A 26,086-nucleotide genomic window follows, 5' to 3' on the forward strand; every position below is an offset into this window, starting at 1 on the left:
ACCGACTTGGCCGACCGGGATTGCTGCGATACCATCCCAGTCCCCAACGGATTCCCGCCAGGACGACGCGATGAACCGAGTGTTGTACCCAGGTACCTTCGACCCCATCACCAAGGGTCACGGCGATCTGGTCGAACGCGCCTCGCGCCTGTTCGACCACGTGGTCATTGCGGTGGCTGCCAGCCCCAAGAAAAACCCGCTGTTCCCTCTGGAACAACGGGTCGAACTGGCGCGCGAGGTCACCAAGCATCTGCCCAACGTCGAGGTGGTCGGCTTTTCCACGCTGCTGGCGCATTTCGCCAAGGAGCAGGGAGCCAATGTATTGCTGCGTGGCCTGCGCGCCGTCTCGGACTTCGAATACGAGTTCCAGCTGGCCAACATGAACCGCCAACTGGCCCCGGACGTGGAGAGCCTGTTCCTCACCCCATCGGAGCGCTATTCGTTCATTTCCTCGACGCTGGTCAGGGAAATAGCGGCCCTGGGCGGCGATATCACCAAGTTCGTGCACCCTGCGGTCGCCGAAGCCCTGACCCAGCGCTTCAAGAAGTAAACCGCCGGCCGCCCCCATAAGCGTGCACTGCGCGCGCTTATGCGGCACAATTGCGCACATTAGTGTTCATATGCCCGGGCCAAGGCCCCGGCCGGAGTACCCATGTCCCTGATCATCACCGACGATTGCATCAACTGCGACGTCTGCGAACCCGAGTGCCCGAATGCCGCCATTTCCCAGGGCGAAGAGATCTACGTGATCGACCCGAACCTGTGCACCCAATGTGTCGGCCACTACGACGAACCCCAGTGCCAGCAAGTGTGCCCGGTCGACTGCATCCCGCTGGATGAAGCGCACCCGGAAACCGAAGAGCAGCTGATGGACAAGTATCGCCGGATCACCGGCAAGGCCTGATTCCCAGATTCGGGCAACGCCGGTAAGCGGAATTTCAGACAAGGCAGGAAGCGATGTCGAAACCCTATTCATTACTGTTCAGCGCCCTGCTGCTGTGCTGTGCCACCCTGGCCCAGGCACAACCTCTGCCGACCGCCGCGGCCATCGCCAGCCCTCACGCCCAAGCCACCGCCGCCGGCCAGAAGGTACTCTCGGAAGGTGGCAATGCCTTCGACGCCGCCATCGCCATCAGTGCTGCCCTGGCCGTGGTAGAGCCCTATGCCTCGGGCCTGGGCGGCGGCGGTTATTTCCTGCTGCGCCAGGCCGGCACACCGGTCAGCTACCGTTTCATCGATGCCCGCGAAAAGGCCCCCATGGCCGCCCGGGGCGACATGTACCTGCGCGACGGCAAGGAAGTACCCGGTCTGTCGACCACGGGCGCCCTTGCCAGCGGCATCCCTGGCCTGCCGGCCGCGCTGGTAGAGTTGGCGGCGCATTACGGCGCCCTGCCGCTGAAGGACTCCCTGGCCCCGGCCATCCGCCTGGCCAACAAGGGCTTTGCCGTCGACCGCGTTTATCGCGCCTGGGCCACGGCCCGTCTGGCGGCCATGCGCGACGACCCGGAAACTGCCCGCCTGTTCCTGCGCAACGGCGAAGTGCCGGACATTGGCGAGGTGCTGCGCCAGCCAGAATTAGCGCAAACCCTGACGCTGATCGCGGAAAAAGGCCACGACGGCTACTACAAAGGCGCCACGGCCCAGGCACTGGTCAAGGCCGTGCAGGCCGGCGGCGGCATCTGGACCCTCAAGGACCTGGCCGACTATCAGGTGGCCACCCGCGCACCGTTGCGCTTCGCCCTGGCCGACCAGCGTGAGCTGATCACCACCCCGCCGCCTTCGGCTGGCGGCGTTGCGCTGGCGCAGTCGTTGGCCATGCTGCAGCAACTGCCTTGGCAACAGGCCGAACCGGTGCAACGGGTGCATTACGTGGTGGAAGTACTGCGCCGCGCCTACCGCGACCGCAGCCAACTGGGTGACCCGGACTTCGTCAACAACCCGATCAAGGCGCTGTTGGCACCCGACTACCTGAAAACCCTGGGCGCCGGTATCGACCCACGGCAGGCCACGCCCAGCGCCGCGCTGCCCCCGGCACCGGCCTCACATGAAGGCGAGCACACCACTCACTTCACCGTCCTCGACAACCAGGGTAACGCCGTGGCGGCCACGCTATCGGTGAACCTGCCATTTGGTTCCGCCTTCACTGCCGCCGGCACCGGGGTGGTGCTGAATGATGAAATGGACGATTTCGCGGCCGACCCCCATGGCAGCAATGCTTATGGACTGGCCGGCAGCCAGGCTAACGCCGTGGCGCCCGGCAAGCGCCCGCTGTCGAGCATGAGCCCCAGCTTCATCGAAAGCCCTACGCAATTCGCATCATTTGGCACGCCCGGTGGCAGCCGCATTCCCAGCATGGTGCTGTTGTCGATGCTGCAATACCTGGATGGCCAGCCTGTGCCCACCTGGCCCGCAGTGCCGCGCTACCACCACCAGTACCTGCCCGACGTGGTGGAGTATGAACCGGGCGCGTTCACCGCACCGCAGTTGGCCGAACTCAAGGCTCGCGGCTACAGCCTGAAGGAAACCGGCCGGGCCTATGGCAACCAGCAAGTGCTGCTCTGGCACAAGGACGACGGCCAGGTGGAGGCCGCCAGCGACCCCCGCGGGGTCGGGGTCTCGGAAGTGATGCCGCGCCAGTAGGGCGTTACTCGCGCTTGCCGTAGCCGTCGCCGGTGCAACCCAGGCAGCGCACGAACGCTGCCTTGCCCGGGTCGACCACCAGCGCCTTGCCGGCGTCCTTGACGTTGCCACCCAGCGCAGTGAATGGCAGGGACACCACGAAGACCACTGCGCCGACCGCCGTGGCGGCTACCAGAAACGGCCGGGCGATCACCAGGTCGGCGATCATCGAATACGCCGGTGGGCTCTGCACCTGGTACACGGGGTCTCCGCTGCCACTGGCGATCTGCTCGTCGTCCGCCAGGCTGGGCATGGCCTGCAAGCCTAGGCAAAGCGTCAGGAACAGAGCGAGGGTGCGGAAGCAATTCATGGCGCAAGTCCTTTCACGGGCGGTTGATGGGTGCTGAGACGAACACCTGTCGTTGGCGGCGCACCCCGGTTGGCTATTAACTATATCAGGCGGCGCGCCCTTGTCAGGCACGAGCCGTAACCACTTACTTCTGGCAACGCGGGCAATACACACTGGCACGCTGGCCCAGCTTAACCTCGCGCAGGGTGCTGCCGCACACCTTGCACATTTGGCCCCCACGCCCGTACACGAACAGCTCCTGCTGGAAGTACCCTGGCTGGCCATCGCCGCCGATGAAATCACGCAACGTGGTGCCGCCGCGCTCGATGGCCATGGCCAGAATGCGCTTGATCTCGATGGCCAGCTTCAGGTAACGGGCACGGGAAATGCCCCCTGCCTCGCGGCGCGGGTCGATGCCCGCGGCGAATAGCGCTTCGGTGGCATAGATGTTACCCACCCCCACCACCACGGCGTTGTCCATGATGAACGGCTTCACCGCCATGCTCTTGCCCCGCGACAGCTGAAATAGGCGCTCACCGTCGAACAGCGCCGTCAGGGGTTCAGGGCCCAGGCGCAGCAGTAGCTCATGGTTGAGGGGGTCCAGGCTCCAGAGCATGGCGCCGAAACGTCTTGGGTCGGTATAGCGCAAGGCCAGGCCCGAATCCAGTTCGATGTCCACGTGCTCGTGCTTGAGCGCTGGCAGGCCCGCTTCCACCAGGCGCAGGTTGCCGGACATGCCCAAATGGCTGATCAGCGTGCCCACCTCTGCGTTGATCAGCAGGTACTTGGCCCGCCGCTCCACGCCGGTGATCAACTGGCCAGACAAGCGTGCGTCCAGGTCCTCGGGAATGGGCCAGCGCAGGCGCCGGTCACGCACGATCACACGGCTGACCCGCTGCCCTTCCAGGTGCGGCGCAATACCTCGGCGGGTGGTTTCGACTTCAGGCAATTCAGGCATGGATGACTCAACGCTGGGAAATGGACGGCCTCAGCGGGCGCCCAGTTCGCGGATGGATTCCTTCAGGTTCTCGAAGTCGTAGTCCGACAGCCCCACGTAATCGAGCACCAGATGGCTGATGGTATTCCACTCGTGGTCTTCGCCCTGGTTGCCCAGCACCCGGTAGGACGAGCAGATGTGTTCGGCCATCTTCAGGATCGCCAGCAGGTTTTTCAACTGGCTGTTGCGGTTCGAATCATCGCTGAAGATCGCCAGGGCATTGTGGTGGTTGGCGATGGCGTTGCCCAGGTGCTCGGGCAGGCGCCAGGACTTGGCGGTGTAGTAGCCCACCACCGAATGGTTGGTGTTGTAGGCCTGGTTCTCGGTGTCGACGATGCGCGACTCGGGGCCGGCATTGGCATAGGCCTGCTCCAGGGTACTCATGTAGTCAGGGAAGCGCTTGAGCATCAGCGGAATGCCGCAGTCATGGAACAGGCCGAGAGCATAGGCCTCGTCCACGGCCTGGGAGCCGATGCGCTTGGCCAGGGTCAGGCACGTCATGGCTACGTCCTGGGCAGTGTCCCAGAAACGGTTTAGGGTGACGATGGTCTCGTCGCTCATCTCGCCCTTGATCGACTGAGCGTTGATCAGGTTGATGATCGAGCGGCTGCCCAGCAGGTTCACCGCGCGCTGGATGGAGGCGATCTTGTTGGTCAGGCCGTAGTACGGTGAATTGACGATCTTGAGCAACGCCCCCGACAGACCGGGGTCCTGCGCTATCAGACGAGCGATCACTTCCAGGTCCGGGTCGGGCATGTACTGCTCCATCTGCAGGTCGACCATGATCTGCGGTTGAGGCGGCACACTGATCCCCTGCAAGGCTTGCTGGATCTGCTCTTCGGATAACTCTTGGGACATAAGTACTTACTCTGGGCTGAGGCGCGATTTTAACCCGTACGAGGCCTTGCGCCCACAAGCGCTAGCCATTTCTTCACGGTTGGCGGTCCACCTGAAAGGACCGCCGATCCTCACCCGGGCCATCGGCCAGCGTTCCACGCTATACTCCCGCTCTTTTTTCCCCGGAGCGACTTCATGTCCCTGCCCAGCCTTCGCCTCAAAGCCAATGCCGACCGCCGCCTGCGCGCCGGTCACCTGTGGGTCTACAGCAACGAGATCGACGTAGCCGCCACGCCATTGCATGGTTTCAAGGCCGGCGACCAGGCCGTGCTGGAAGCCGCCGGTGGCAAGCCGTTGGGCATCGTCGCCATGAGCCCCAACAACCTGATCTGCGCCCGCCTGCTGTCGCGCGACGCCAAGTTGCCGCTGGACAAATCGCTGCTGGTACACCGCCTCAACGTCTGCCTGTCCCTGCGCGAGCGCCTGTTCGACAAGCCATTCTACCGCCTGGTCTACGGCGATTCCGACCTGCTGCCAGGCCTGGTGGTCGACCGTTTCGGCGATATCCTGGTCGTGCAGCTGGCGTCGGCCACCATGGAACAGCACAAGGCCGACGTCATGGCCGCGCTGATCCAGGTCATCAAGCCCAGCGGCATCCTGTTCAAGAACGACTCGGCCGCCCGTGATGCCGAAGGCCTGGAACGCTACGTGGAAACCGCCTTCGGCGTGGTCCCGGAGTGGGTCGACCTGGAAGAGAACGGCGTGAAATTCCAGGCCCCGGTCATGGAAGGCCAGAAAACCGGCTGGTTCTACGACCACCGCATGAACCGCGCCCGCCTGGCCCCTTACGTCAAGGGCAAGCGCGTGCTGGACCTGTTCAGCTACATCGGTGGCTGGGGCGTGCAGGCTGGTGCCTTCGGCGCCAGCGAAGTGTTCTGCGTCGACGCTTCGGGCTTCGCCCTGGACGGTGTCGAGCGCAACGCCGCCCTGAACGGTTTCGCCGAGAAAGTCACCTGCGTCGAGGGCGACGTGTTCGAAGCCCTGAAGCAACTCAAGGCCTCGGAAGAGCGCTTCGACGTGATCGTCGCCGACCCGCCCGCCTTCATCAAGCGCAAGAAAGACCTGAAAAACGGCGAAGGCGCCTACCGCCGCCTGAACGAGCAAGCCATGCGCCTGCTGAGCAAGGACGGCATCCTGGTCAGCGCTTCGTGCTCCATGCACTTGCCCGAGGACGACCTGCAGAACATCCTGCTGACCAGCGCCCGCCACCTGGACCGCAACATCCAGCTGCTGGAACGCGGCGGCCAGGGCCCGGACCACCCGGTGCACCCAGCTATCCCGGAGACGCGCTACATCAAGAGCATCACATGCCGGTTGTTGCCGAATAGCTAAAGCAAGTCCCAGACCTGTAACCGCTGCCGCCGTGTGTTGCTGGCCCCCATGCCTCGTTGGAGATATCCAGTGTGCAAACGGGCCTGTACAGCCTGCGGTAGCGGCTACGATAACTCCTACAAAAATTTAGGAAATTTCGCTAACTAGCCGCTATCGCCTACAATCGCGCAACACAGTAGCCTTGATCCAAAAAGGCTCATCTCATGCCCGCCCTACCAAAACGCTCCATCATCACCCTGCTCCTGGCCATGGTGCTGCTCGGCGTTTTTCCCCTCGACGTCATCCTTCCCTCCTTTCCCGCCTTGTCCGAGCATTTCGCTACACCCTCAAGCGAAATAGCCCTCTCCATCAGCCTGTTCGCCCTGGGTGTCGCCATCTCGCAGTTCTTCCTTGGCCCGCTTTCCGACCGAATCGGCCGCAAGGGCCTGCTGGTGATGGGGCTGGCTGTTTCCATCCTCGGCGCTATCGGCTGCGCCAATGCCACGCAGTTCATGACCTTCATGCTCTTCCGCACCCTGCAAGCCATCGGCTGCGGCTGCTTCGTGCTGCTCAACGCCCTGGTCCAAGATCTGTTCGCCGGCACCGAACGGGACCGTACCCGCATCTTGGTCACCAGCGCCAGCGGCGTATTCATCTCCACCTCACCGCTGGTTGGTGCCCTGCTGCAGCACCTGGCCGGCTGGCAGGCAAGCTTCTACCTATTCTCCCTGATCGCGCTGATGGTACTGATTCAAGCCATCCGCATCCTGCCGCCCACCTGCGGCGCCAATCGCCAGGCCAAAGGCTTGATCAGTGCCTACCTTGAACTGCTGCTCAATCCTGCCTTCATGGGTTTCTCGCTGATCGTGGCCATCGCCTTCACCTGCCACTTCGCCTTTATCGCCATCTCGCCGCTGATCTTCCTCGACCACTTCCAGCTCAGCCAACTGCAATTCGGGCTGACCCTGCTCAGTTACGGCGCCGCCTACGTGCTGGGTGGCCTCATCGCCAGCCGCATGAGCCGCAGCGTCAGCTACCGTCAACAACTATGCGCAGGCCTTGCCCTGATTGGGCTGGCGGGCATGACAATGCTGGCATTGACTTTGCTCACCGAGCGCAGCGTGACGACCGTCTTGCTGCCCATGATGATTTGCACCGCCGGCACCACCATCACCCGCCCTGCCGCCACTTCCCGAGCGATGGAGTGTGTGCCAGGGAGCGCCGGTGGCTCGGCTTCAGTACTGAATACGCTGGTGTTGGTGGCGGGCGGGGTGGGGAGTGCGGCGATCAGTGTGGTGGCGGAGGATTTCGAGCGAGTGTTGGGGACGGCTTTCATGCTGTTGAGCATGGCAGGGCTGGCAGTGACTGCCCGGCTCTGTAAAGCAGCGTAACCGTTTGCCCTGCAGAAAACCGCCACGACCAGAAGCATCTCAAGGGCCGTGGCTTGGGAATAATTCGAAAGCCGCTGCCGCAGGCTGCGGCTACAGTCGGGACCACCACCTAGGTCACAACTGCAAAACCACCGAAGCAATCCCGAAATACACCAACACCCCCGCCGCATCGGCAATCGAGGTAATCAACGGCCCGCTGGCCACGGCCGGGTCCATGTTCAGGCGGCTGAACAGGAAAGGCAGGCTCATGCCGATGACGCTGCCCACCAGCACGATCACCAGCATGCTGCTGGCAACCACGAAAGAGATGTCCCAGCCGCCACGCACTGCGCCCAGCAAGGCCACGGCCACGGCCATGGTCACACCCAGGGCCAGGGCCACGGAGCATTCGCGCCAGAGCAGGCGCAGCCAGTCTTTCATCACCACATCACCCGTGGCCAGGGCGCGCACCATCAGGGTGGCCGATTGGGCGCCGGCGTTCCCGCCGCTATCCACCAGCAGGGGCAGGAAAAACACCAGTACGATGTTGGCGGCGATCACGTCTTCAAAGGCAGCGATGCCGGCGCCGGAGAACAGGTTGCCGAACACCAGCAATACCAGCCACAGCACGCGCTTGCGGTACAGCAGGCCGATAGTGGCGGTGCTGAGGTTGCCCAGGGGCGTGGATATCAGCGCGCCTTTGTGGAAGGCCTCGGTGGCTTCCACCGCGGCCTCCGTTTCGAGGCGGCTGAGGACGTCGGCGCGCTTGTCTTCGGGCAGCGCCTGCAGGTGGGCCGCGATGTCGGCGGCGGACAGGTGGGCCAGGGATGCATCGTGTTGCGCAAGGTCGAAGGTAGTCATTGAGTCTCTCCAGGCGGCGCAGGGCTGCCTGGCGAGCGGACGCGTCAGCTCACAGGCAGGCCCGCCGCCGCTGCGGTCGGTGCCAGGATCGGGTTCTCGAAGGAACTTGAACTGGGGTGGTCCATTGGGTGTTTTCTCGTCGGCCGCACATGCGGCGCAGGGATAGTAGCCAGCGTGCAGCGGCAAAAATAGCCGCTGACGCAAATTCAGAAATGTCCTACAAGCCCGCCCCTGATCGGTCTCGGCATTCCATCCCGCCGCCAGCGGTGTAGAATCGGCCTATTCATCGCCAATCATCCCCCGGCGGGTTTATGAGCTCCGGTCGAGCGCGCAGCGATCCTGTGGCGTCACCGACCTCATCCGCAACGGCAGCTACCTGTCGCCGCTGCAAAGGACAAGAGAAGCTCACTCCCTTACTGATACCTGATTAGCCGCCCGGAGTGTTCCATGCCTGACTATCGTTCGAAAACATCCACCCACGGCCGCAACATGGCCGGCGCCCGCGCCCTGTGGCGCGCCACGGGGATGAAGGATGCCGACTTCAAGAAGCCGATCATCGCCATCGCCAACTCGTTCACCCAGTTCGTCCCGGGGCACGTGCACCTGAAGGACCTGGGCCAGCTGGTTGCCCGCGAGATCGAACGCGCCGGTGGCGTGGCGAAGGAATTCAACACCATCGCGGTCGACGACGGCATCGCCATGGGCCATGACGGCATGCTGTATTCCCTGCCGAGCCGCGAGATCATCGCCGACTCCGTGGAATACATGGTCAATGCCCACTGCGCCGACGCCATCGTGTGCATCTCCAACTGCGACAAGATCACCCCCGGGATGCTGATGGCCGCCTTGCGCCTGAACATCCCGGTGATCTTCGTGTCCGGCGGCCCGATGGAAGCCGGCAAGACCAAACTGGCCAGCCACGGCCTCGACCTGGTAGACGCCATGGTCATCGCCGCCGACTCCAGCGCTTCTGACGAGAAGGTCGCCGAGTACGAGCGCAGCGCCTGCCCTACCTGTGGTTCGTGCTCCGGCATGTTCACCGCCAACTCCATGAACTGCCTGACCGAGGCCCTGGGCCTGGCCCTGCCGGGCAACGGTTCCACCCTGGCCACCCACAGCGACCGCGAGCAGCTGTTCCTGCAGGCCGGCCGCACTATCGTCGAGCTGTGCCAGCGTTACTACGGCGAGAACGACGAGTCGGTACTGCCGCGCAACATCGCCAACTTCAAGGCGTTCGAAAACGCCATGATGCTGGACATCGCCATGGGCGGCTCGACCAACACCATCCTGCACTTGCTGGCCGCCGCCCAGGAAGCCGAGATCGACTTCGACCTGCGTGACATCGACCGCTTGTCGCGCAGCGTGCCGCAGCTGTGCAAGGTGGCGCCGAACATCCAGAAGTACCACATGGAAGACGTGCACCGTGCCGGCGGCATCTTCAGCATCCTCGGTTCGCTGGCCCGCGGTGGCCTGCTGCACACCGACCTGCCCACCGTGCACAGCCGCAGCATGGAAGAAGCCATCGCCAAGTGGGACATCACCCAGACCAGCGATGAAGCGGTGCACCACTTCTTCAAGGCAGGCCCGGCCGGCATCCCGACCCAGACCGCCTTCAGCCAGTCGACCCGCTGGGACACCCTGGACGACGACCGCGAGAACGGCTGCATCCGCAGTTTCGAGCACGCTTATTCGAAAGAAGGCGGCCTGGCCGTGCTGTACGGCAACATCGCCCTGGACGGCTGCGTGGTGAAAACCGCTGGCGTGGATGAGTCGATCCATGTGTTCGAAGGCAACGCCAAGATCTTCGAAAGCCAGGACAGCGCCGTGCGCGGCATTCTGGCCGACGAGGTGAAAGCCGGTGACATCGTCATCATCCGTTACGAAGGCCCGAAAGGCGGCCCGGGCATGCAGGAAATGCTGTACCCCACCTCGTACCTGAAGTCCAAGGGCCTGGGCAAAGCCTGTGCCCTGCTGACCGACGGCCGTTTCTCGGGGGTACCTCGGGCCTGTCCATCGGCCACGCCTCGCCGGAAGCCGCCGCGGGCGGTGCCATCGGCCTGGTGCAGGATGGCGACAAGGTGCTGATCGACATTCCGAACCGCTCGATCAACCTGTTGGTCAGCGACGAAGAACTGGCGGCCCGCCGCGTCGAGCAGGACAAGAAAGGCTGGAAGCCTGTTGAGGTGCGCCCACGCAAGGTGACCACCGCGCTGAAGGCCTACGCCCTGCTGGCAACCAGTGCCGACAAGGGCGCGGTGCGCAACAAGGCGCTGCTCGACGGGCTGTAAGCCTTAGCCCTCCGCCTTGTGGGACCGGGCGAAGCTCGGGAAGCAGACACCGCGTAATACCGGCCTGCCCGAGCTTCGCCCGGTCCCGCAAGGGATCGCGTGAAGCGAGGGTTACTGGATTTCCTCAGGCTTCACGATCACCCAGTTCTTGTCCGCCGTCACCGGCAACCCTTCCTTGGCCTGCGCTGCGGCGTTCTGGCTGATCATGCCATTGAGCTGGTCCATGTACTTGGCCTTGCGGTTCACCCACAGGTGCACGCCGCCCTTGGCCACGTCCACGCTGTGAAACAGCATGTAGCCGTCGCTCGACGGTGTGTCGCCCCCCACCAGCACCGGCTTCTTCCACTGATCGATATAGGTCAGGATCGCTGCCTGCTTGCCCGCCATCCAGGTGGCCGGGGTCCACAGGTACGGCGTCACTTCCAGGTCCATGTTCGCCTTGGGGTCATATTTGCCCGCTGCGATCTGCTTGCGCGCGGTGGTCAACTCGCCGGTCTTGGGGTCTTTGAGCAAGGTGGTCACGCCAATCACGTTCTGCGGCTTTACGTTGTAGCCGTACTTGGGGTCGGCAGCGATCATGCGCACCAGTTCCTCGGACGCCGCTGTGACCACGTACACGTCGATGCCGTTTTCCATCAGCTTGTTGTAAAGCTCGGCCTGGCCGGTGAAGACCTTGGGGGGCTCGACATCCATCTTCTTGACTACGTCGCCATCGAAGTACGTGGTCGGGATGGGTTTGCCTGACGCCATCATTTCATCCACGTAGCCCTTGAGTTCCTTGAGCGTGAAACCGGAAAACACCTGGGCCACCCAGGGGTAGCAGACCATGTCGTCGACTTCACACAGGCGGTAGTAGTAGCTGAACAGGCTCTCCTTGTGCTCGGCGGTGTCCTTGAAGGGAATCAACTTCAGTGAGGGGTCGAGCTTTTCCCGGGTCAGAATCCCCTTGTTTTCCAGGTAAGGCAGCAACGACTCTTCGACGTCGTAGCGGTAGCTGGTGTTGTCCATGTCGAATACCGCGTAATTGCCCTTGTTGGCGTTGGCGGCAATCATTGCGTCGAGCTGTTTGCCCTGTGCCGCGGGCCAGTGCTTGAGGTCGGTGGCGAAGACAGGGCTGGCCAGCGCCAGGCCAAGGGTGACGGCAAGCAGGTTGCGCAGTGGCTTCATCGGTGGTGCTCCCCAGTGAGATCCGATGGACCGTAGCAAATCCTCATGACAAACCCGGCGTGAACACGACCGCCAGGCACTGGATCACGCCATGGCGTTATCCATGAACGACAGTTCTTATTCCATAAACGACTATCTACATTCGATCTCGGTATAAATAGCAGAAAATTCAGAGTGTTAGAGTTTCGGGTTGGCCAGCGCCCATCAGAGGTGCATCAGCCTGGAAATCTTTCACCTGGAGCTTCAATGAACCTGCCCCTGCTACTCAACCTGCTGGTGTTCCTGGCCCTGCTGCTGGGCCTGGCGCAAACCGCCCGCACCTCGTTCACCCTGGCGAAAAAAGTGCTGATCGGCCTGGTATTGGGCGTGCTGTTCGGCAGCGCCCTGCATGCCATCTATGGCCAGGGCAGTCCCCTGCTCAAGACCACCATCACCTGGCTCGACCTGGTGGGCAACGGTTACGTGCAATTGCTGCAAATGATCGTCATGCCACTGATCTTCGCCTCGATCCTCGGTGCCGTGGCGCGGCTGCACAACGCCTCTTCCCTGGGCAAGATCAGTTTCCTGACCATTGGCGTGCTGCTGTTCACCACCCTGATCGCGGCGTTGATCGGCGTGGGCCTGACCAACCTGTTCGGCCTGACCGCCGAAGGCCTGGTCGCAGGCACCCAGGAAGCCGCGCGCATGCAGGCGATCCAGAACGACTACGTGGGCAAAGTCAGCGACCTGAGCATCCCGCAGTTGCTGTTGTCGTTCGTGCCCCAGAACCCGGTGGCCGACCTCGCGCGGGCCAAGCCCACGTCGATCATCAGCGTGGTGATCTTCGCGGCATTCCTGGGCGTCGCGGCGCTGCAGTTGCTCAAGGATGACGCCGACAAAGGCGCTCGCGTGGTCACGGCCATCGAAACCCTGCAGGCCTGGGTCACCCGCCTGGTGCGCCTGGTGATGAAGCTGACGCCCTATGGCGTGCTGGCGCTGATGGCCAAGGTGGTTGCCAGCTCCAACCTGCAGGACATCATCAAGCTGGGCAGCTTTGTGCTGGTGTCGTATATCGGCCTGACGCTGATGTTCATGGTTCACGGTCTGCTGCTAAGCATCGCCGGGGTCAACCCCCTGCGGTTCTTCCGCAAAGTGTGGCCGGTGCTGACGTTCGCGTTCACCAGCCGCTCCAGCGCGGCTTCGATCCCGTTGAGCATCGAAGCGCAGACCTTGCGCCTGGGCATCCCGCAATCGATCGCCAGCTTTGCTGCATCGTTTGGCGCCACCATCGGCCAGAACGGTTGCGCGGGCCTGTACCCGGCGATGCTGGCGGTGATGGTCGCGCCCACCGTGGGCATCAACCCGCTGGACCCGCTGTGGATCGCCACCCTGGTCGCCATCGTGACCCTGAGTTCGGCCGGCGTGGCGGGCGTGGGCGGGGGCGCGACCTTCGCCGCGCTGATCGTGCTGCCGGCCATGGGCTTGCCGGTATCACTGGTGGCGTTGCTGATTTCGGTAGAACCGCTGATCGACATGGGCCGCACGGCGTTGAACGTCAGTGGTTCGATGACCGCTGGCACCATTGCCAGCCAGGTGCTCAAGCAGACCGACCGTGCCGTGCTGGACAGCGACGAACACGCCGAGCTCGCTCACCGCTGAACAACTGGCCGCGCCACGAACGCCGACGCGGCCAGGTCCGCTGCCACGAGGTGTGTGGCTTGCACCGCGTCAGGGGCTCAGCGGCGGTCCCAGACTTCGAAGGCGTAGGCCGGGGCGTCGCCCACGGCAGGGTTTTCGGTGTTGGACGCCAGCAGCCACTGGCTCTGGTCATATTCAGGGAAGAACGCATCGCCTTCGGGGCGCGCGGCCACGCGGGTCAGGTACAGGCGGTCGGCCTGTTCAAGGCCCAGGGCATACAACTGCGCCCCCCCGATCAACATCAGTTCCTGCGCACCGTTGGCCTGGGCCCATGCCTCGGCGCGCTCGATGGCGGCCTGCAGCGACGGGTACACCTCGGCGCCTTCCAGCACCAGCCCGGCCTGGCGGCTGACCACGATGTTCAGGCGCCCCGGCAGCGGCCTGCCGAGCGAATCCCAGGTCTTGCGGCCCATGATGATCGGCTTGCCCAGGGTGGTGGCCTTGAAGTATTTGAAATCACCCGGCAGGTGCCAGGGCATGGTGTTGTCTATGCCGATGACGCGGTTCTCGGCGAGCGCCGCGATCAGGCTGAGGGGGAGTGTGTTTTTCATGCCGCGAGGATAGCAGAGCCCAGGGCCTGGCTGGGTTATGCTCTTGGCTGGTTCGATCAATGGATGGTGGCGTGACAGCACTGGACAGACTCTGGCTCACCGAAGCCATACGCCTGCGCGAAGAGCAGGCCGGCCCCCTGGACGACCAGGAAGCCAACCGCCGCGCCCGTCAGCAAGGTGGCGAGCTTGCGGCGCGGGTGGAACATCGCGCGCTGTGGCTGGCCGAGCGCGACGGCCTGCTGACGGCCCTGAAGCACTGGAAGCAGGGTGCGCGGCTGAGTGTCATGCTGCTGGCCGTGCTGGTCGTGGTCAGCGGCGCAGGGCTGGCGTTCGCCGCCCTGGGCAGCGGCCCGGTCAATGTGTTTTGGGCACTGGGCAGCCTGCTGGGCCTGAACTGGCTACTGCTATTGGGCTGGGCCAGCGGGTTGCTGCTGGCGGGCGAGCACAGCGCCAGCCTTGGCCGCTTGTGGATGTGGCTCAGTTCCCGCCTGGCGCGCGATGCCAACGCCGTGCACCTGGGCCCGGCACTCATTCTCCTGCTGCAACGCCGGCGCCTCAACCGCTGGGTGCTGGGTGCCCTGGTCAACGGCCTCTGGCTGCTGGCCCTGAGCAGTGCCCTGATGGTGCTGCTGCTGATGCTGGCCACACGGCGCTACGGCTTCGTCTGGGAAACCACTATCCTCAGCCCAGACACCTTCGTGGCGCTGACCCGTGGCTTGGGCACCCTGCCCGCCCTGCTCGGCTTCAACGTGCCGGACGTCGCCACCATTCGCGCCAGCGGCGACAGTGCGCTGGCCATCGACAGCGCCCGCCAGGCCTGGGCAGGCTGGCTGGTGGGGGTATTGCTGGTGTTCGGCATTGCGCCGCGGCTGCTGCTGGCAGTGGCGTGCTGGGCGCGGTGGCGCCTGGGCCGCGCTCACCTGGATCTGGACCTGACCCTGCCAGGCTACAGTGATTTGCGCGAACGGCTGATGCCCAGCAGCGAACGCCTGGGCGTCAACGACCAAGCCCCGGAACAGTTGCACCAGGCCACCGCCGCCCACGCCGGGGAACATACCGATGGCGCGCTGCTGGTCGGCCTTGAGCTGGATGAGCAGCAACCCTGGCCGCCCGCCCTGCCGGCCACTGTCGCCAATGCCGGTATCCTCGATAGCCGCGAATCCCGACGCCGCCTGCTGGACCAGCTTGCCCGCTACCCGGCCGCGCGCCTGGCGATTGCCTGCGACCCGCGTCGCTCACCTGACCGTGGCAGCCTGGGCCTGATTGCCGAACTGGCACGCAGCGCCGGGCGCACCCGGGTCTGGCTGTTGCCTGCGCCACCTGGACAGCAACTGGACGCCCACCGCCTGGCCGACTGGCATCACGCGCTGGATACCCTCGGCCTGCCCGTGGTGGAGCACGCGCCCCTGAACTGGTTGGAGACCGGCCATGACCAAGCCTCTTAAGCTGGCCGTGGTCGGCCACACCAATGTCGGCAAGACTTCACTGCTGCGCACCCTGACCCGCGACGCGGGCTTCGGCGAGGTCTCGCACCGCCCCAGCACTACCCGCCATGTGGAAGGTGCGCGGCTGTCGGTGGACGGCGAACCGCTGCTGGAGCTGTACGACACCCCCGGCCTGGAAGACGCCATCGCCCTGCTCGATTACCTGGAACGCCTGGAGCGCCCCGGTGAACGGCTGGACGGCCCGGCGCGCACCGAACGTTTTCTGCAGGGCAGCGAAGCGCGCCAGCGTTTCGAACAGGAGGCCAAGGTGCTGCGCCAGTTGTTGGGCAGCGACGCCGGCCTGTATGTGATCGACGCCCGTGAACCGGTACTGGCCAAGTACCGCGATGAACTGGAGGTGCTCAACGGTTGCGGCAAACCGTTGCTGCCGGTGCTCAACTTCGTCAGCAGTCCCGGCCACCGTGAAGACCAGTGGCGCGAGGCACTGGCACGCCTGGGGCTGCATGCACTGGTACGTTTCGATAGCGTGGCGCCGCCACAGGATGGCGAACAGCGCCTGTATGAAAGCCTGGCGCTGTTGCTGGAACACGCCCGGCCGGCCCTGCAACGCCTGATCGAAGACCAGCACAAACAGCGCCTCGCGCGTCAGCAGGCGGCCCTGCGCCTGATCGCCGAACTGCTGATCGACTGCGCCGCGTGCCGGCGCAGCGTAGCCGGTGAGCCACACGACGCCATTCAACAGCTGCGCGAAGCCGTGCGCCAGCGCGAGCAGAAGTGCGTGCAGGCGCTGCTCAAGCGCTATGCGTTCCGCCTGGAGGACGCTACCGCCAGCGACTTGCCGCTACTGGACGGACGCTGGGGCGATGACCTGTTCAACCCGGAAACCCTCAAGCAACTGGGGGTCAAGGTGGGTGGCGGCATAGCGGCCGGCGCGGCCGCGGGGGCCGGGGTGGACTTGCTGGCAGGCGGCATCACCCTGGGCCTGGCCGCCTTGGCGGGTGCCATCGCCGGTGGCTTGCTGCAGACCAGCCGTGGCTATGGCGGGCGGCTGCTGGGCAAGCTCAAAGGTCAGCGCGAGCTGACCGTGGACGATAACGTGCTGCGCCTGCTGGCCTTGCGCCAGCGCCAGTTGCTGCAAGCCCTGGACAGCCGCGGCCACGCCGCCATGGGCAGCATCGAATTGGCCACGCCACAGGACCAGGCCTGGCGCGAGGGCAAGCTGCCCGAGGCGCTGGGCAAGGCCCGCGCTCATCCACAATGGTCGTCTCTCAACCCACACCCACGCCTGAACCAGGCCGAGCGCCAGGAACAGCTCGAACGCCTGGCCGCTCAGCTGTAGCAGCGGTCCGGGCCATTCCGCGCCATGTCGGCGGTACGGAGGTAGGCCTGATGCTGCGCGGCGTTTGTGACGCGGCCAGGTCCGCTGCTACGGGCCATTGAGCAGCGCCGTGGCTTTGGTCGTGTTCGAAGGCGTCGGCCTCTTCAGCGGTCATTACGCCCCCCTGATACTCCAGGGTACAGTGGTAATGCTGCCCAGCCGGGCCACCATGTAGAACGCCTTCAGCTCGGCACTGAGCATCACCACCCTCTTACTTGCGTAACAGCCTCAAACCGTTGAAAACCACCAGCAGACTGACGCCCATATCGGCGAACACCGCCATCCACATCGTCGCCAGGCCCGCGAAGGTCATGGCCAGGAACACGGCCTTGATCACCAGGGCGAGCACGATGTTCTGCATCAGTATCGCGCGGGTCTGGCGCGAGAGCCTGACGAAGGCCGGTATTTTTCGCAAGTCGTCGTCCATCAGCGCCACGTCGGCGGTCTCGATCGCCGTGTCGCTCCCCGCCGCGGCCATGGCGAAGCCCAATTCGGCACGGGCCAGCGCCGGAGCATCGTTGATCCCGTCGCCCACCATGCCCACCCGGTGGCCCTGGGCATACAGCGCTTCGATGACCTGCAACTTGTCGGCAGGCAACAGATTGCCACGGGCCTCGTCGATGCCCACCTGCGCAGCGATGGCCTGGGCCGTGTGCGGGTTGTCGCCGGTCAGCATCACGGTCTTGATGCCCAGCGCATGCAACTGGGCGATGGCTTCGCGGCTGGTGTCGCGCAAGGTGTCGGCCACGGCGAAGAAGGCCAGCGGGCCGCTGGCGTCAAGCAACACCACCACGCTCTTGCCCTGGCGCTCAAGGGTGTCGAGCTGCGCTTCCAGCTTCGGCGAGCACAGGCCCAGCTCTTCCACCAGGCGATGGTTGCCCAGGTGGTAGACCTGGCCTTCGATGCAGCCGCGCACACCGCGGCCGGCCAGGGCCTGCAAGTCCAGCACGTCCAGCAGCGCCTCGCCTGCCTCCAGCGCCGGCCGGGCAATGGCCTGGGACACCGGGTGGTCGGAACGCGCGGCCAGGCTGGCGGCGATCTGCTCGGCACGCGTGACGAAGGCTGGGTCCAGGGGCACGAAATCAGTCTGCACCGGCTTGCCGTGGGTCAGGGTGCCGGTCTTGTCCAGCGCCAGGTAATCCAGGCGGTGGCCGCCCTCCAGGTGCACGCCGCCCTTGACCAGGATGCCTTTGCGCGCCGCCGAGGCCAGGCCGCTGACGATGGTCACCGGGGTCGAGATCACCAGCGCACAGGGGCACGCGACCACCAGCAGCACCAGCGCCCGGTAAACCCAGTCGAACCAACCGCCGCCCATGAACAAGGGCGGCAGCAGCGCCACGGCCAGCGCCAGGGCGAACACCGCCGGGGTGTAGTAGCGAGAAAAGCTGTCCACGAAGCGCTGGGTCGGTGCCCGGGCACCCTGGGCCTGTTCCACGGCGTGGATGATGCGCGCGAGGGTCGAATCGCTGGCGAGCGCAGTCACCCGGTATTCCAGGGCGCCCGCCTGGTTGATGGTACCGGCGAATACCTTGTCGCCTACGGCTTTCTCCACCGGCAGGCTTTCGCCGGTGATGGCTGCCTGATCGACGCTGGATTGCCCCGCCACCACTTCCCCATCCAGAGCGATACGCTCGCCGGGCCGCACCCGCACCACGGCGTGCAGCGCGATGTCCTTGGCGGGCAGTTCGGCCCATTGGCCGTCTACCTGCCGCACCGTGGCGCGCTCGGGGGTCAATTGCAGCAAGCTGCCGATGGCGTTGCGCGCGCGGCTCAGGGAGCGGGCTTCGATCAGTTCGGCCACCGTGAACAGGAACATGACCATGGCCGCCTCCGGCCACTGGCCGATCAACAAGGCGCCCGTCACGGCGATGCTCATCAGCGCATTGATGTTCAGGTTGCGGTTCTTCAGGGCAATCCAACCCTTCTTGTAGGTACCCAGGCCACCGCTGACGATGGCCAGCAATGCCAGGCCGGCAATGCCCCACTGCGGCACCAGGCCGCTGAAATGGGCAGCCTCGGCCGCCACCGCTGCCACGCTGGAAAGCGCCAGCGGCCACCAGGGCTTGTGCACGGTTACGCTGGCAGCACCGGGCCCCGCGCCGTCCAGCGGCTCGGCCTGCATGCCCAGCTCTGCGATAGCCGCGACGATCGCCTGGTCGTCGACCAAGGCATGGCGCACGCCCAACACCCGGTTGATCAGGTTGAACTCCAGTTCCTCGACCCCGGCCAATTTGCCCAGGCGGTTCTGGATCAATGTCTGCTCGGTGGGGCAGTCCATCTGCTCGATACGAAAACGGCTGAGCCGCGCGTCGATACTGGCCTTGCCGCCCAGCCGTACGGTGGCCGGCGCCGCACCGGCGCAGCAGCTGCCGTGGGCAGGGCTGCGTACCGAAGCATGGTCGTGGTGATGATCGTGGTCGTGCTTGTGGTCGTGCGTGGGCTGGCTCATTGGTCAGGTCCGTAGAAGTGCCTGTTGCCAAGTGAACACCCTGTAGCCACTATAGGGTCAAGCACCTTTGGAGGGCGCAGCATGAAAATCGGCGAATTGGCCAAGGCCACCGACTGCCAGGTCGAGACCATCCGCTACTACGAGCGCGAGCAACTATTGCCGCCCCCGGCTCGAACCGATGGCAACTATCGGCTGTATACCCAAGCCCATGCAGAGCGCCTGACCTTCATCCGCAACTGCCGTACCCTGGACATGACCCTCGACGAAATCCGCAGCCTGCTGACCCTGCGCGACAGCCCCCAGGCCCAGTGCGAAAGCGTCAATGCCCTGGTTGACGAGCATATCCACCATGTGCGCGCACGTATCGAGGGCCTGCAGGCGCTGCAGTCACAGCTGCTGGAGTTGCGCCAGCGTTGTGGCACGGCGGGCAGCAGCGACCAGTGCGGCATCCTGCAGCGCCTGGAAGTCAACGGCGCGGTCACGGCCCCGGAGGCCGAGCACTCCCACGTGGGCCGCAGCCACGGTCACTGAGGTGGCGGGTTGGCAACCGCCTCCAGCACCACTTCCACCCGACGGTTTTTCGCCCGGCCTTCGGCCGACTCGTTGCCCGCCAGGGGGTGGGTATCGCCGAACCCCACGGCACGCAAGCGCTGACCGTCGACACCATTGGCCTGCAGATAGCGCACCACGCTGGCAGCGCGGGCGCTGGACAGCTCCCAGTTGGATGGAAAGCGTGTGCTCTGGATCTTTTCGGCATCGGTATGGCCTTGTACCAGGATCGGTTGGCTGTTTTTTTCCAGTACCGGCAGCAACGGTTTCAGCGCAGTGATGCCCGCCGGGCTCAAGTCAGCCTGCCCCGACTCGAACAGCAGTTCGCTGCTCAGGCGAAAACTCACGGTCTTCTGCGAAATATCCACCTCGATATCCTTGCCCAGGGCGTCCAGGCCGAGGTTTTTCGCCATCTCGTCCGGGCCAGGTGGGGCCGGGGGTGCGGGTGGTGCTGGCGGGGGCGGCTCGGCGGCAGCGGCCGTGGCCACTACCGGTTTCACCACGGGCGGGCGGCCCAGCAGGGCAAGGCCGTGGGGCAACAGGCCCTGGCCCATGAACGGCAACGGCGCGGGTGGCGAAGGTGGCGCGGTGCTGTGCAGGCGGGTGGTGATGGCCAGCATCGCCATGGTCACCACCAGCAGCAGCGTCATCATGTCCAGGTAGGTCATCATCCAGCTGTCTTCGTCGCTCTCCAGGGCCAGACGCCCCAGCGCTTCCAGCGGCCGGCTCATGGCCCGACGCTCTCGCCCAGGCGTGGGGTGATGCGCAGTGGCTCGCGGATCTCATCGGCGTGTTGGGCGACGAACGTGCTCAAGGTTTCACGGATGAGTCCTGGGCTGCGCTTGTTGCACATCATTGATATGCCCTGGATCAGCATGTTCATCTGCAGCACCCGCTGCTCGGTCCGGCGCTCCAGCTTTACCGCCACCGGTTTGAGTACCAGGTTGGCCAGCAGCACACCGTACAGCGTGGTCATCAGGCCCACCGACATCTGGTGGCCGATGGTGACCATGTCGCCGTCGCCCAGTACGAACATCAGGTTCACCAGGCCCACCAGCGTGCCGAGCATGCCAAACGCCGGCGCATAGCTGGCCATGACCCGGAACAACTGCGCCTCGGCGCGCTCCTTGGCGCGCATGCGCACGATGCGCCATTGCAGCAGTTCGATGATCTCGGCCTCGGCGGTCTTGTCGATCACCAATTGCACACCCGAGCGCAGGAAGGGGTTGCGAGTATTTTCCAGGGCTTTCTCCACGGCGCGCAGATCGTCATCCAGCCATAGCCGGGCCATGGTCACAACCTGCTCGATGTCGTCGTGGGCGTGTGCCGGCTCCTTGCGCATTACCGTGGCGAACAACCCCAGCACCCGTCGCACTTCGCTGAGCGGGTAGCTGAGGCAAGTGGCGGCGAAGGTGCCGATCAGCACGATGCCGAGGCTGGGCAAATCGATGAACATCAGGGGGTGCTGCGCCGAGAACAACAGCAGCAAGGCCAGCAGGACCAGGCCAGAGAGCAGGCCGATCAGGGTCGAGGGATTCATCACAGGCTCCGGGAAGTGAACAGCGGCAGCGGGTTTTATAACGCGCGCGCGGGCGTTTCAAAGGCGCTAACACAGGGCTTTTCCCTATCGAAATCCGCTGACGGCCACGGGCGCGAAAAAAATCGGAGGCTTTTCTAAAGCTGACCAGGGTGTTGCCGATCTTCGCGGTTAAAAGGCCCGGGGCGCCACAGACCTGGGCCCCAGGCCACCACCAAGAAGGAAGTGCAGCATGTCCGTCATTAATACCAACATCACGTCCATGATCGCTCAGAAGAACCTGAGCTCGTCGGAAAGCTCCCTGAGCACCTCCATCGAGCGTCTGTCTTCGGGCCTGAAAATCAACAGCGCGTCCGACGACGCCGCCGGCGAAGCCATCGCCAACCGCATGAGCTCGCAGATCACCGGCCTGGACCAGGCCAGCAGCAACGCCAGCGACGGTATCTCCCTGGCGCAGACCACTGAAGGCGCGCTGGACGAAGTGAACGACAACTTGCAGCGTATCCGTGAGCTGTCGGTACAGGCCGCCAACGGCACCAACTCCCAGTCCGACCTGCAGTCCATCCAGGATGAAATCACCCAGCGCCTGGATGAAATCGACCGTATCTCCTCGCAAACCGCGTTCAACGGCGTCAGCGTTCTGGACTCTGACCAGACCATCACCATCCAGGTAGGCGCCAACGATGGCGAGACCATCGACATCAAGCTGAGCGAAATCAACAGCTCGACCCTGGGCCTGAGCGGCTTCAACGTCAACGGCTACGACGGTTCGGTGAGCGCGGCTTCGGTGGAAGACGAAGGCGGTGCATCCATGACTCTGTCCAGCACCAACGTCACCATCACCGACAAGTCGGGCAGCTCCATCAGCTACGGCAGCGGCAGCACTGGCGGCACCCTGGTGCAGGACGAAGATGGCGATTACTTCCTGCAGGTGGGCAGCGGTTCTACCGCCACCTACTACGCCGCCGACGTGACCGTGACCGGCAGCGGCTCCACCGCCACCGTATCGGTAAGCGTGGACACCGAAAACGAAGTGACCCAGAAGTCCACCAACACCCTGACCACCCTGGACTCGGCCCTGAATACCGTGGACTCCATGCGTTCGGACCTCGGTGCGGTGCAGAACCGGTTCGATTCGGCCATTTCCAACATTTCCACCACCGAAACCAACCTGACCTCGGCGCGCTCGGGTATCGAAGACGTGGACTACGCCACTGAAGTATCGGCCATGACCAGCGCCCAGATCCTGCAACAGGCAGGTACCTCGGTACTGGCGCAAGCCAACTCCACCCCACAGCAGATGCTGTCGCTGCTGCAGTAACCGCGGTAAGCGGAACAGGCCCCACCCGGGGCCTGTTCTTCACGCATCGCCGAGGGCCCAACCGCCCTACCCTAGCTTTTTCAACCGAATTCCATGGGGACCATCGAACCATGACGGCGCAACCCTTCAACTGGAATTTCCAAGGCCGGCTGGTCGCCCTCGACCAGGGTGCCGGCCTGGCCAGCCGCCCGGATTTCGCCGCCCTGATGGCCCTGGACGCCCTGAGCGTCATTATCTTCGACCCGGCCAGCCGCCTGCACGGGTCGCCCCTGGGCGAACACCCGCACGTGCAGATTTTCAACGGCATCACCCTGGGCGACGGCCGCCCGACGACCCTGCACGCCTGCCTGGACTCGCAGCTCAGCGGCACGCGCCCACCGCAACCGCTCGCCAGCCTGCCTGCGCCTTTGCAACGAGGGGCCCAGGTACTCGCGCGGCTGCCGATTCGCAGCACCAGGCTGGACGGTCTGCAAGGCCTCAAGAGCCTGGACTGGCTGGTGCTGGACGATCGTCACGACACCCTGGGCATCGTTCACCACGCCGGTGCGACCCTGGGCCAACTGCTGCTGGCCCAGGTCAGTGTGTCGATGCTTGCCCCCCAGGCCGAGCACTTCGAGTTCGGCCCGCTATGCCAGCGCCTGGCCGAACACGGCTTGCAGTTCTACCGCTTTCACGCCCCCAGCCACCTCAGCCAGTTCCCTGCCGAACTGGACCTGACCGCGCCACGGGCAACCCAGTTGCACAGTGTGCAGGCATTGTTCATTCCGACCCCCGAGCGCCTGGCGCAATTGCTACCGCAACGCCGCCTGAAACTGGCATTCGTCCTGGACACGGCCTACGGCCTGCACGACCTGGCCTACCGCCTGCTTGCAGGTGTCGACCAGGGCCAGGCTGCAGCCTACCTGCAAGCACGTCACTACCTGCCCGCCGCCAACCTCGCGGCCACCACCTTCACGCTTACCGCCGAGTACAGCCCAGCGCCGTGGTAAGTGCGCGCTGGCTCAGCCTTCCAACCGGGGTCCACCATGTCTCGCACCGCCAGAAAAACCTGGAGCAACAAGAACGAGGACGCGGCCAACGCCTACATCAACAGCGGCCGCCAGCTGCTTAGGCAACAGCGTACCGACGAAGCCATCGCCAGTTTTCGCCAGGCGCTGCCCTTGGCGCCGCGCAATGCCCGGCTGCACGCGGACCTGGGGCTGCTGCTGGCCAAACAGAAAAAAACCGCGGAGGCGCTGACACTGCTGGATCGCGCCCTGGAACTGGACCCCGACCAGGTTCAGGTACTGGTCAAGCTGGCCGAAATTCATAACCAACAGGATGACAGCACCCGCGCCGACGCACTGGTGCAGCGCGCGCTGCAATTGGCGCCGCGCAGCACATCGGCGCACTTGGTGCTGGGGGTTGTTCGCCACCATCAGGTGCGCCTGCCAGAGGCCTTGGCCTGCTACCGCCAGGCGTTGACCCTGCGCCTGGAAAAACCCATCAGTGTCACCCCCAGGGCGCCTCGCGATGACTTCAACAAACCGCAGGTTGAACAGCTGTTGTGGGATACCCTGGCCGCGCTCTGCCAGGCAGGCGTTCATGCCTTCGCCGCCTATGGCACGCTACTGGGCCTGACCCGCGAGGGCGGCCTGCTACCGTTCGACAAGGATATCGACTTCGGCCTGCCCCACTGTGAAATGGAGCGCGCGACCCATTGCCTGATTCGCCGCGGCTGGGTCGAACCAACCGGCGCGCACCGGCTTACCAACCCCAAGGCCTTCTACCACCCGGCGCACAAGATCTCCCTCGACCTGTCCGGCTTCGTGGTGGACCGCGAGGGCAATACTTGCACGGGGTTCTGGATCAAGGACGGCCTTCACGAATGGCACCGCCAGACCCGCTACCCAACCTTGCACCTGATCAAGGGACATACCCCCGACAACCGGCCGATATGGCAGCTGGAACAGGCCGACACTTGGCTGACCGCCGTGTACGGCGACTGGCGCACCCCGGACGCGTTCTTCGACACTGTGATCGCGGCAAAGAACCTGCAGGGTTTTTCGCTGCTGACCGAGTGCTACGCCGTCTCGCGGATTTATTCGCACATCGAGAGCGGACATCTGCACAAGGCCCGCGCCCTGGCCGACCACGCGCTGGCCCATCGCCCGGAGGATGAACTGCTGTTGGCCGCCCGGGCAGCCCTAGGCACGGTGCTGGCGCCATGAGCCGTATCGTTCTCACCTACGGAACCTTCGACCTGTTCCACGTGGGTCACCTCAACCTGCTGCGCAACTTGCGGGCACTGGGCGACCGGCTGATCGTCGGGGTATCCACCGATGAGTTCAACCTGAAAAAGGGCAAGCAGACGGTGATTCCCTTCGCCGACCGCCTGGACATCGTGCAATCGCTCAAGTGTGTGGACATGACCCTGGCCGAAACCGGCTGGGCGCAGAAGGCCGATGACATCCGCCGCCTGGGCGTCGCGGTGTTCGGCATGGGGGATGACTGGCGGGGCCACTTCGACACCCTCAGACCGCTGTGCGAAGTGGTGTACCTGCCGCGCACGCCGGGCATTTCCAGTTCAGCGCTCAAGCACTGCCTGGCACGGCCGGCGCCTGCGGCCTAATCGGCCAGGGCGTCGCGCAGGCGCGAGACAGCCTGGCTGTGCAACTGGCACACCCGCGACTCACTGACCCCGATCACGGCGCCAATTTCCTTGAAGTTGAGCTTTTCCTGGTAATACAGCGCAAGGAGCAAGCGTTCCCGCTCGGGCAATGCATCAAGGGCCTTGACGAACCGCTCGCGGTTGCGCTCCTGCAGCAATTCGACAAAAGGCGAGGCCCCGTAGCCGCTGCTGACCCCGCTGGCATCATCCTCGGCGATTTCCTCGATGGGCATCAATTGGCAGCCGTTGATGTCCAGCAGCAATTGCCGATACTGCTCCAGGGGCAAGTCCATGGCCTGGGCGATCTCCCGCTCTTCCGGCGGGCGGCCCAGTGCCTGTTCCAGGCGCCTTATCACGCCCTTCAGCGCGCGGGCGTTGCGGCGCACGCTGCGGGGGGCCCAGTCGCGGCTGCGCAGCTCGTCGATCATGGCCCCGCGGATGCGCTGCGAAGCGAAGGTGCCAAAGGTCGCACCCTGGGCAGTGTCGTAACGCGCCAACGCATCGAGCAGGCCGATGCTGCCGGCCTGTATCAGGTCATCGAGATCGACATTGGCCGGCACCCTGGTTTTCAACTCAAGCGCGTGTCGGCGTACCAGTGGCAGGTACTGTTCCAGCAACTCGCTTGATTTTAGTTTTCCCTGAGCTGTGTACATCCTGCAGGCCTGGTGTG

Annotated in this window: 23 protein-coding genes and 1 pseudogene; 14 read left to right on the forward strand and 10 right to left on the reverse strand. The window is 64.5% G+C overall.

The annotated features are described in order from the left end of the window. The first annotated feature begins 70 nt into the window (after positions 1–70). The 3 genes from coaD (at position 71) to ggt (ending at position 2,640) form a co-directional block, all read left to right on the forward strand. Positions 71–550, forward strand: coding sequence for a pantetheine-phosphate adenylyltransferase (gene coaD / locus HWQ56_RS27225; protein ID WP_158153421.1), 480 nt, complete (start codon positions 71–73; stop codon positions 548–550). Between the two features lie 102 nt (positions 551–652). Then, positions 653–904 carry a YfhL family 4Fe-4S dicluster ferredoxin gene (locus HWQ56_RS27230; protein ID WP_158153422.1) on the forward strand — a complete coding sequence of 84 codons (252 nt, stop codon included), beginning with the start codon at positions 653–655 and terminating at the stop codon, positions 902–904. 53 nt (positions 905–957) lie between these two features. Further along, entirely contained in the window at positions 958–2,640 is a 1,683-nt protein-coding gene (gene ggt / locus HWQ56_RS27235; protein WP_176572179.1) for a gamma-glutamyltransferase, read from the forward strand. Between the two features lie 4 nt (positions 2,641–2,644). On the opposite strand, the gene HWQ56_RS27240 is transcribed toward ggt, so the two are convergent. The 3 genes from HWQ56_RS27240 to HWQ56_RS27250 all read right to left on the reverse strand — a co-directional run bounded on the left by HWQ56_RS27240 (position 2,645) and on the right by HWQ56_RS27250 (position 4,769). Then, the gene (locus HWQ56_RS27240; protein ID WP_158153424.1) at positions 2,645–2,989 is read right to left on the reverse strand and encodes a multidrug transporter; all 345 of its coding nucleotides are present in this window, start codon (positions 2,987–2,989) and stop codon (positions 2,645–2,647) included. A 124-nt stretch (positions 2,990–3,113) separates the two neighbouring features. Beyond that, positions 3,114–3,926, reverse strand: a complete 813-nt coding sequence (mutM, locus tag HWQ56_RS27245) for a bifunctional DNA-formamidopyrimidine glycosylase/DNA-(apurinic or apyrimidinic site) lyase (protein ID WP_176572180.1) — start codon at positions 3,924–3,926, stop codon at positions 3,114–3,116. 30 nt (positions 3,927–3,956) lie between these two features. Beyond that, positions 3,957–4,769 (reverse strand): HDOD domain-containing protein, encoded by an 813-nt coding sequence (locus tag HWQ56_RS27250; protein WP_176572491.1) that lies wholly within the window; start codon positions 4,767–4,769, stop codon positions 3,957–3,959. A 228-nt stretch (positions 4,770–4,997) separates the two neighbouring features. On the opposite strand from HWQ56_RS27250, the gene HWQ56_RS27255 reads away from it, so the two are divergent. After that, positions 4,998–6,194, forward strand: coding sequence for a class I SAM-dependent rRNA methyltransferase (locus HWQ56_RS27255; RefSeq protein WP_008364826.1), 1,197 nt, complete (start codon positions 4,998–5,000; stop codon positions 6,192–6,194). A gap of 203 nt (positions 6,195–6,397) precedes the next feature. Further along, positions 6,398–7,564 (forward strand): MFS transporter, encoded by a 1,167-nt coding sequence (locus HWQ56_RS27260; RefSeq protein WP_176572181.1) that lies wholly within the window; start codon positions 6,398–6,400, stop codon positions 7,562–7,564. A gap of 114 nt (positions 7,565–7,678) precedes the next feature. On the opposite strand, the gene HWQ56_RS27265 is transcribed toward HWQ56_RS27260, so the two are convergent. Further along, positions 7,679–8,404 (reverse strand): magnesium transporter, encoded by a 726-nt coding sequence (locus HWQ56_RS27265; protein ID WP_176572182.1) that lies wholly within the window; start codon positions 8,402–8,404, stop codon positions 7,679–7,681. A gap of 447 nt (positions 8,405–8,851) precedes the next feature. Here HWQ56_RS27265 and ilvD point away from each other — a divergent pair. Next, positions 8,852–10,692 (forward strand): annotated as a pseudogene (gene ilvD / locus HWQ56_RS27270) (dihydroxy-acid dehydratase). A gap of 111 nt (positions 10,693–10,803) precedes the next feature. Here the strand turns inward: ilvD and HWQ56_RS27275 are convergent. Continuing rightward, entirely contained in the window at positions 10,804–11,859 is a 1,056-nt protein-coding gene (locus tag HWQ56_RS27275; RefSeq protein WP_176572183.1) for an HAD family hydrolase, read from the reverse strand. 246 nt (positions 11,860–12,105) lie between these two features. Between HWQ56_RS27275 and HWQ56_RS27280 the strand changes: the two genes are divergently transcribed. Further along, a complete protein-coding gene (locus HWQ56_RS27280; RefSeq protein ID WP_176572184.1) occupies positions 12,106–13,497 on the forward strand; it encodes an L-cystine transporter in 1,392 nt (463 codons plus the stop codon). A 77-nt stretch (positions 13,498–13,574) separates the two neighbouring features. Here the strand turns inward: HWQ56_RS27280 and HWQ56_RS27285 are convergent, their stop codons facing one another. Next, a complete protein-coding gene (locus HWQ56_RS27285; protein ID WP_176572185.1) occupies positions 13,575–14,087 on the reverse strand; it encodes a dihydrofolate reductase in 513 nt (170 codons plus the stop codon). 71 nt (positions 14,088–14,158) lie between these two features. On the opposite strand from HWQ56_RS27285, the gene HWQ56_RS27290 reads away from it, so the two are divergent. Further along, positions 14,159–15,532 (forward strand): DUF2868 domain-containing protein, encoded by a 1,374-nt coding sequence (locus HWQ56_RS27290; protein WP_176572186.1) that lies wholly within the window; start codon positions 14,159–14,161, stop codon positions 15,530–15,532. Beyond that, complete coding sequence (locus HWQ56_RS27295) at positions 15,516–16,871, forward strand: DUF3482 domain-containing protein (protein WP_176572187.1); 1,356 nt, start codon at positions 15,516–15,518, stop codon at positions 16,869–16,871. The genes HWQ56_RS27290 and HWQ56_RS27295 overlap by 17 nt, the downstream gene beginning before the upstream one ends. Before the next feature lie 250 nt (positions 16,872–17,121). Here the strand turns inward: HWQ56_RS27295 and HWQ56_RS27300 are convergent, their stop codons facing one another. Further along, positions 17,122–19,359 (reverse strand): heavy metal translocating P-type ATPase, encoded by a 2,238-nt coding sequence (locus HWQ56_RS27300; protein ID WP_176572188.1) that lies wholly within the window; start codon positions 19,357–19,359, stop codon positions 17,122–17,124. An 81-nt stretch (positions 19,360–19,440) separates the two neighbouring features. On the opposite strand from HWQ56_RS27300, the gene cadR reads away from it, so the two are divergent. Continuing rightward, positions 19,441–19,890 carry a Cd(II)/Pb(II)-responsive transcriptional regulator gene (cadR, locus tag HWQ56_RS27305; protein ID WP_158153437.1) on the forward strand — a complete coding sequence of 150 codons (450 nt, stop codon included), beginning with the start codon at positions 19,441–19,443 and terminating at the stop codon, positions 19,888–19,890. Here the strand turns inward: cadR and HWQ56_RS27310 are convergent. Then, on the reverse strand, positions 19,884–20,639 hold the full coding sequence (locus HWQ56_RS27310) for an OmpA/MotB family protein (RefSeq protein WP_176572189.1): 756 nt from the start codon (positions 20,637–20,639) through the stop codon (positions 19,884–19,886). The two genes, cadR and HWQ56_RS27310, sit on opposite strands and share 7 nt — an antisense overlap. Continuing rightward, positions 20,636–21,448, reverse strand: a complete 813-nt coding sequence (locus HWQ56_RS27315) for a motility protein A (protein WP_158157481.1) — start codon at positions 21,446–21,448, stop codon at positions 20,636–20,638. Before HWQ56_RS27315 ends, HWQ56_RS27310 begins: the two co-directional genes overlap by 4 nt. A 229-nt stretch (positions 21,449–21,677) precedes the next feature. Between HWQ56_RS27315 and HWQ56_RS27320 the strand changes: the two genes are divergently transcribed. The 4 genes from HWQ56_RS27320 (at position 21,678) to HWQ56_RS27335 (ending at position 25,377) form a co-directional block, all read left to right on the forward strand. Next, a complete protein-coding gene (locus HWQ56_RS27320; protein WP_158157479.1) occupies positions 21,678–22,766 on the forward strand; it encodes a FliC/FljB family flagellin in 1,089 nt (362 codons plus the stop codon). A gap of 110 nt (positions 22,767–22,876) precedes the next feature. Then, positions 22,877–23,755: a hypothetical protein gene (locus tag HWQ56_RS27325; protein ID WP_176572190.1), complete on the forward strand. Its 879-nt coding sequence runs from the start codon at positions 22,877–22,879 to the stop codon at positions 23,753–23,755. Between the two features lie 36 nt (positions 23,756–23,791). Next, positions 23,792–24,976, forward strand: coding sequence for a tetratricopeptide repeat protein (locus tag HWQ56_RS27330; RefSeq protein ID WP_176572191.1), 1,185 nt, complete (start codon positions 23,792–23,794; stop codon positions 24,974–24,976). After that, positions 24,973–25,377 carry an adenylyltransferase/cytidyltransferase family protein gene (locus tag HWQ56_RS27335; RefSeq protein ID WP_158157473.1) on the forward strand — a complete coding sequence of 135 codons (405 nt, stop codon included), beginning with the start codon at positions 24,973–24,975 and terminating at the stop codon, positions 25,375–25,377. Before HWQ56_RS27330 ends, HWQ56_RS27335 begins: the two co-directional genes overlap by 4 nt. Here the strand turns inward: HWQ56_RS27335 and HWQ56_RS27340 are convergent. Continuing rightward, positions 25,374–26,069 (reverse strand): RNA polymerase sigma factor FliA, encoded by a 696-nt coding sequence (locus tag HWQ56_RS27340; protein WP_176572192.1) that lies wholly within the window; start codon positions 26,067–26,069, stop codon positions 25,374–25,376. The two genes, HWQ56_RS27335 and HWQ56_RS27340, sit on opposite strands and share 4 nt — an antisense overlap. Between the last annotated feature and the right edge of the window lie 17 nt (positions 26,070–26,086).

The sequence above is a fragment of the Pseudomonas eucalypticola genome (genome assembly GCF_013374995.1).
GTDB classification, from domain to species: Bacteria; Pseudomonadota; Gammaproteobacteria; order Pseudomonadales; family Pseudomonadaceae; genus Aquipseudomonas; species Aquipseudomonas eucalypticola.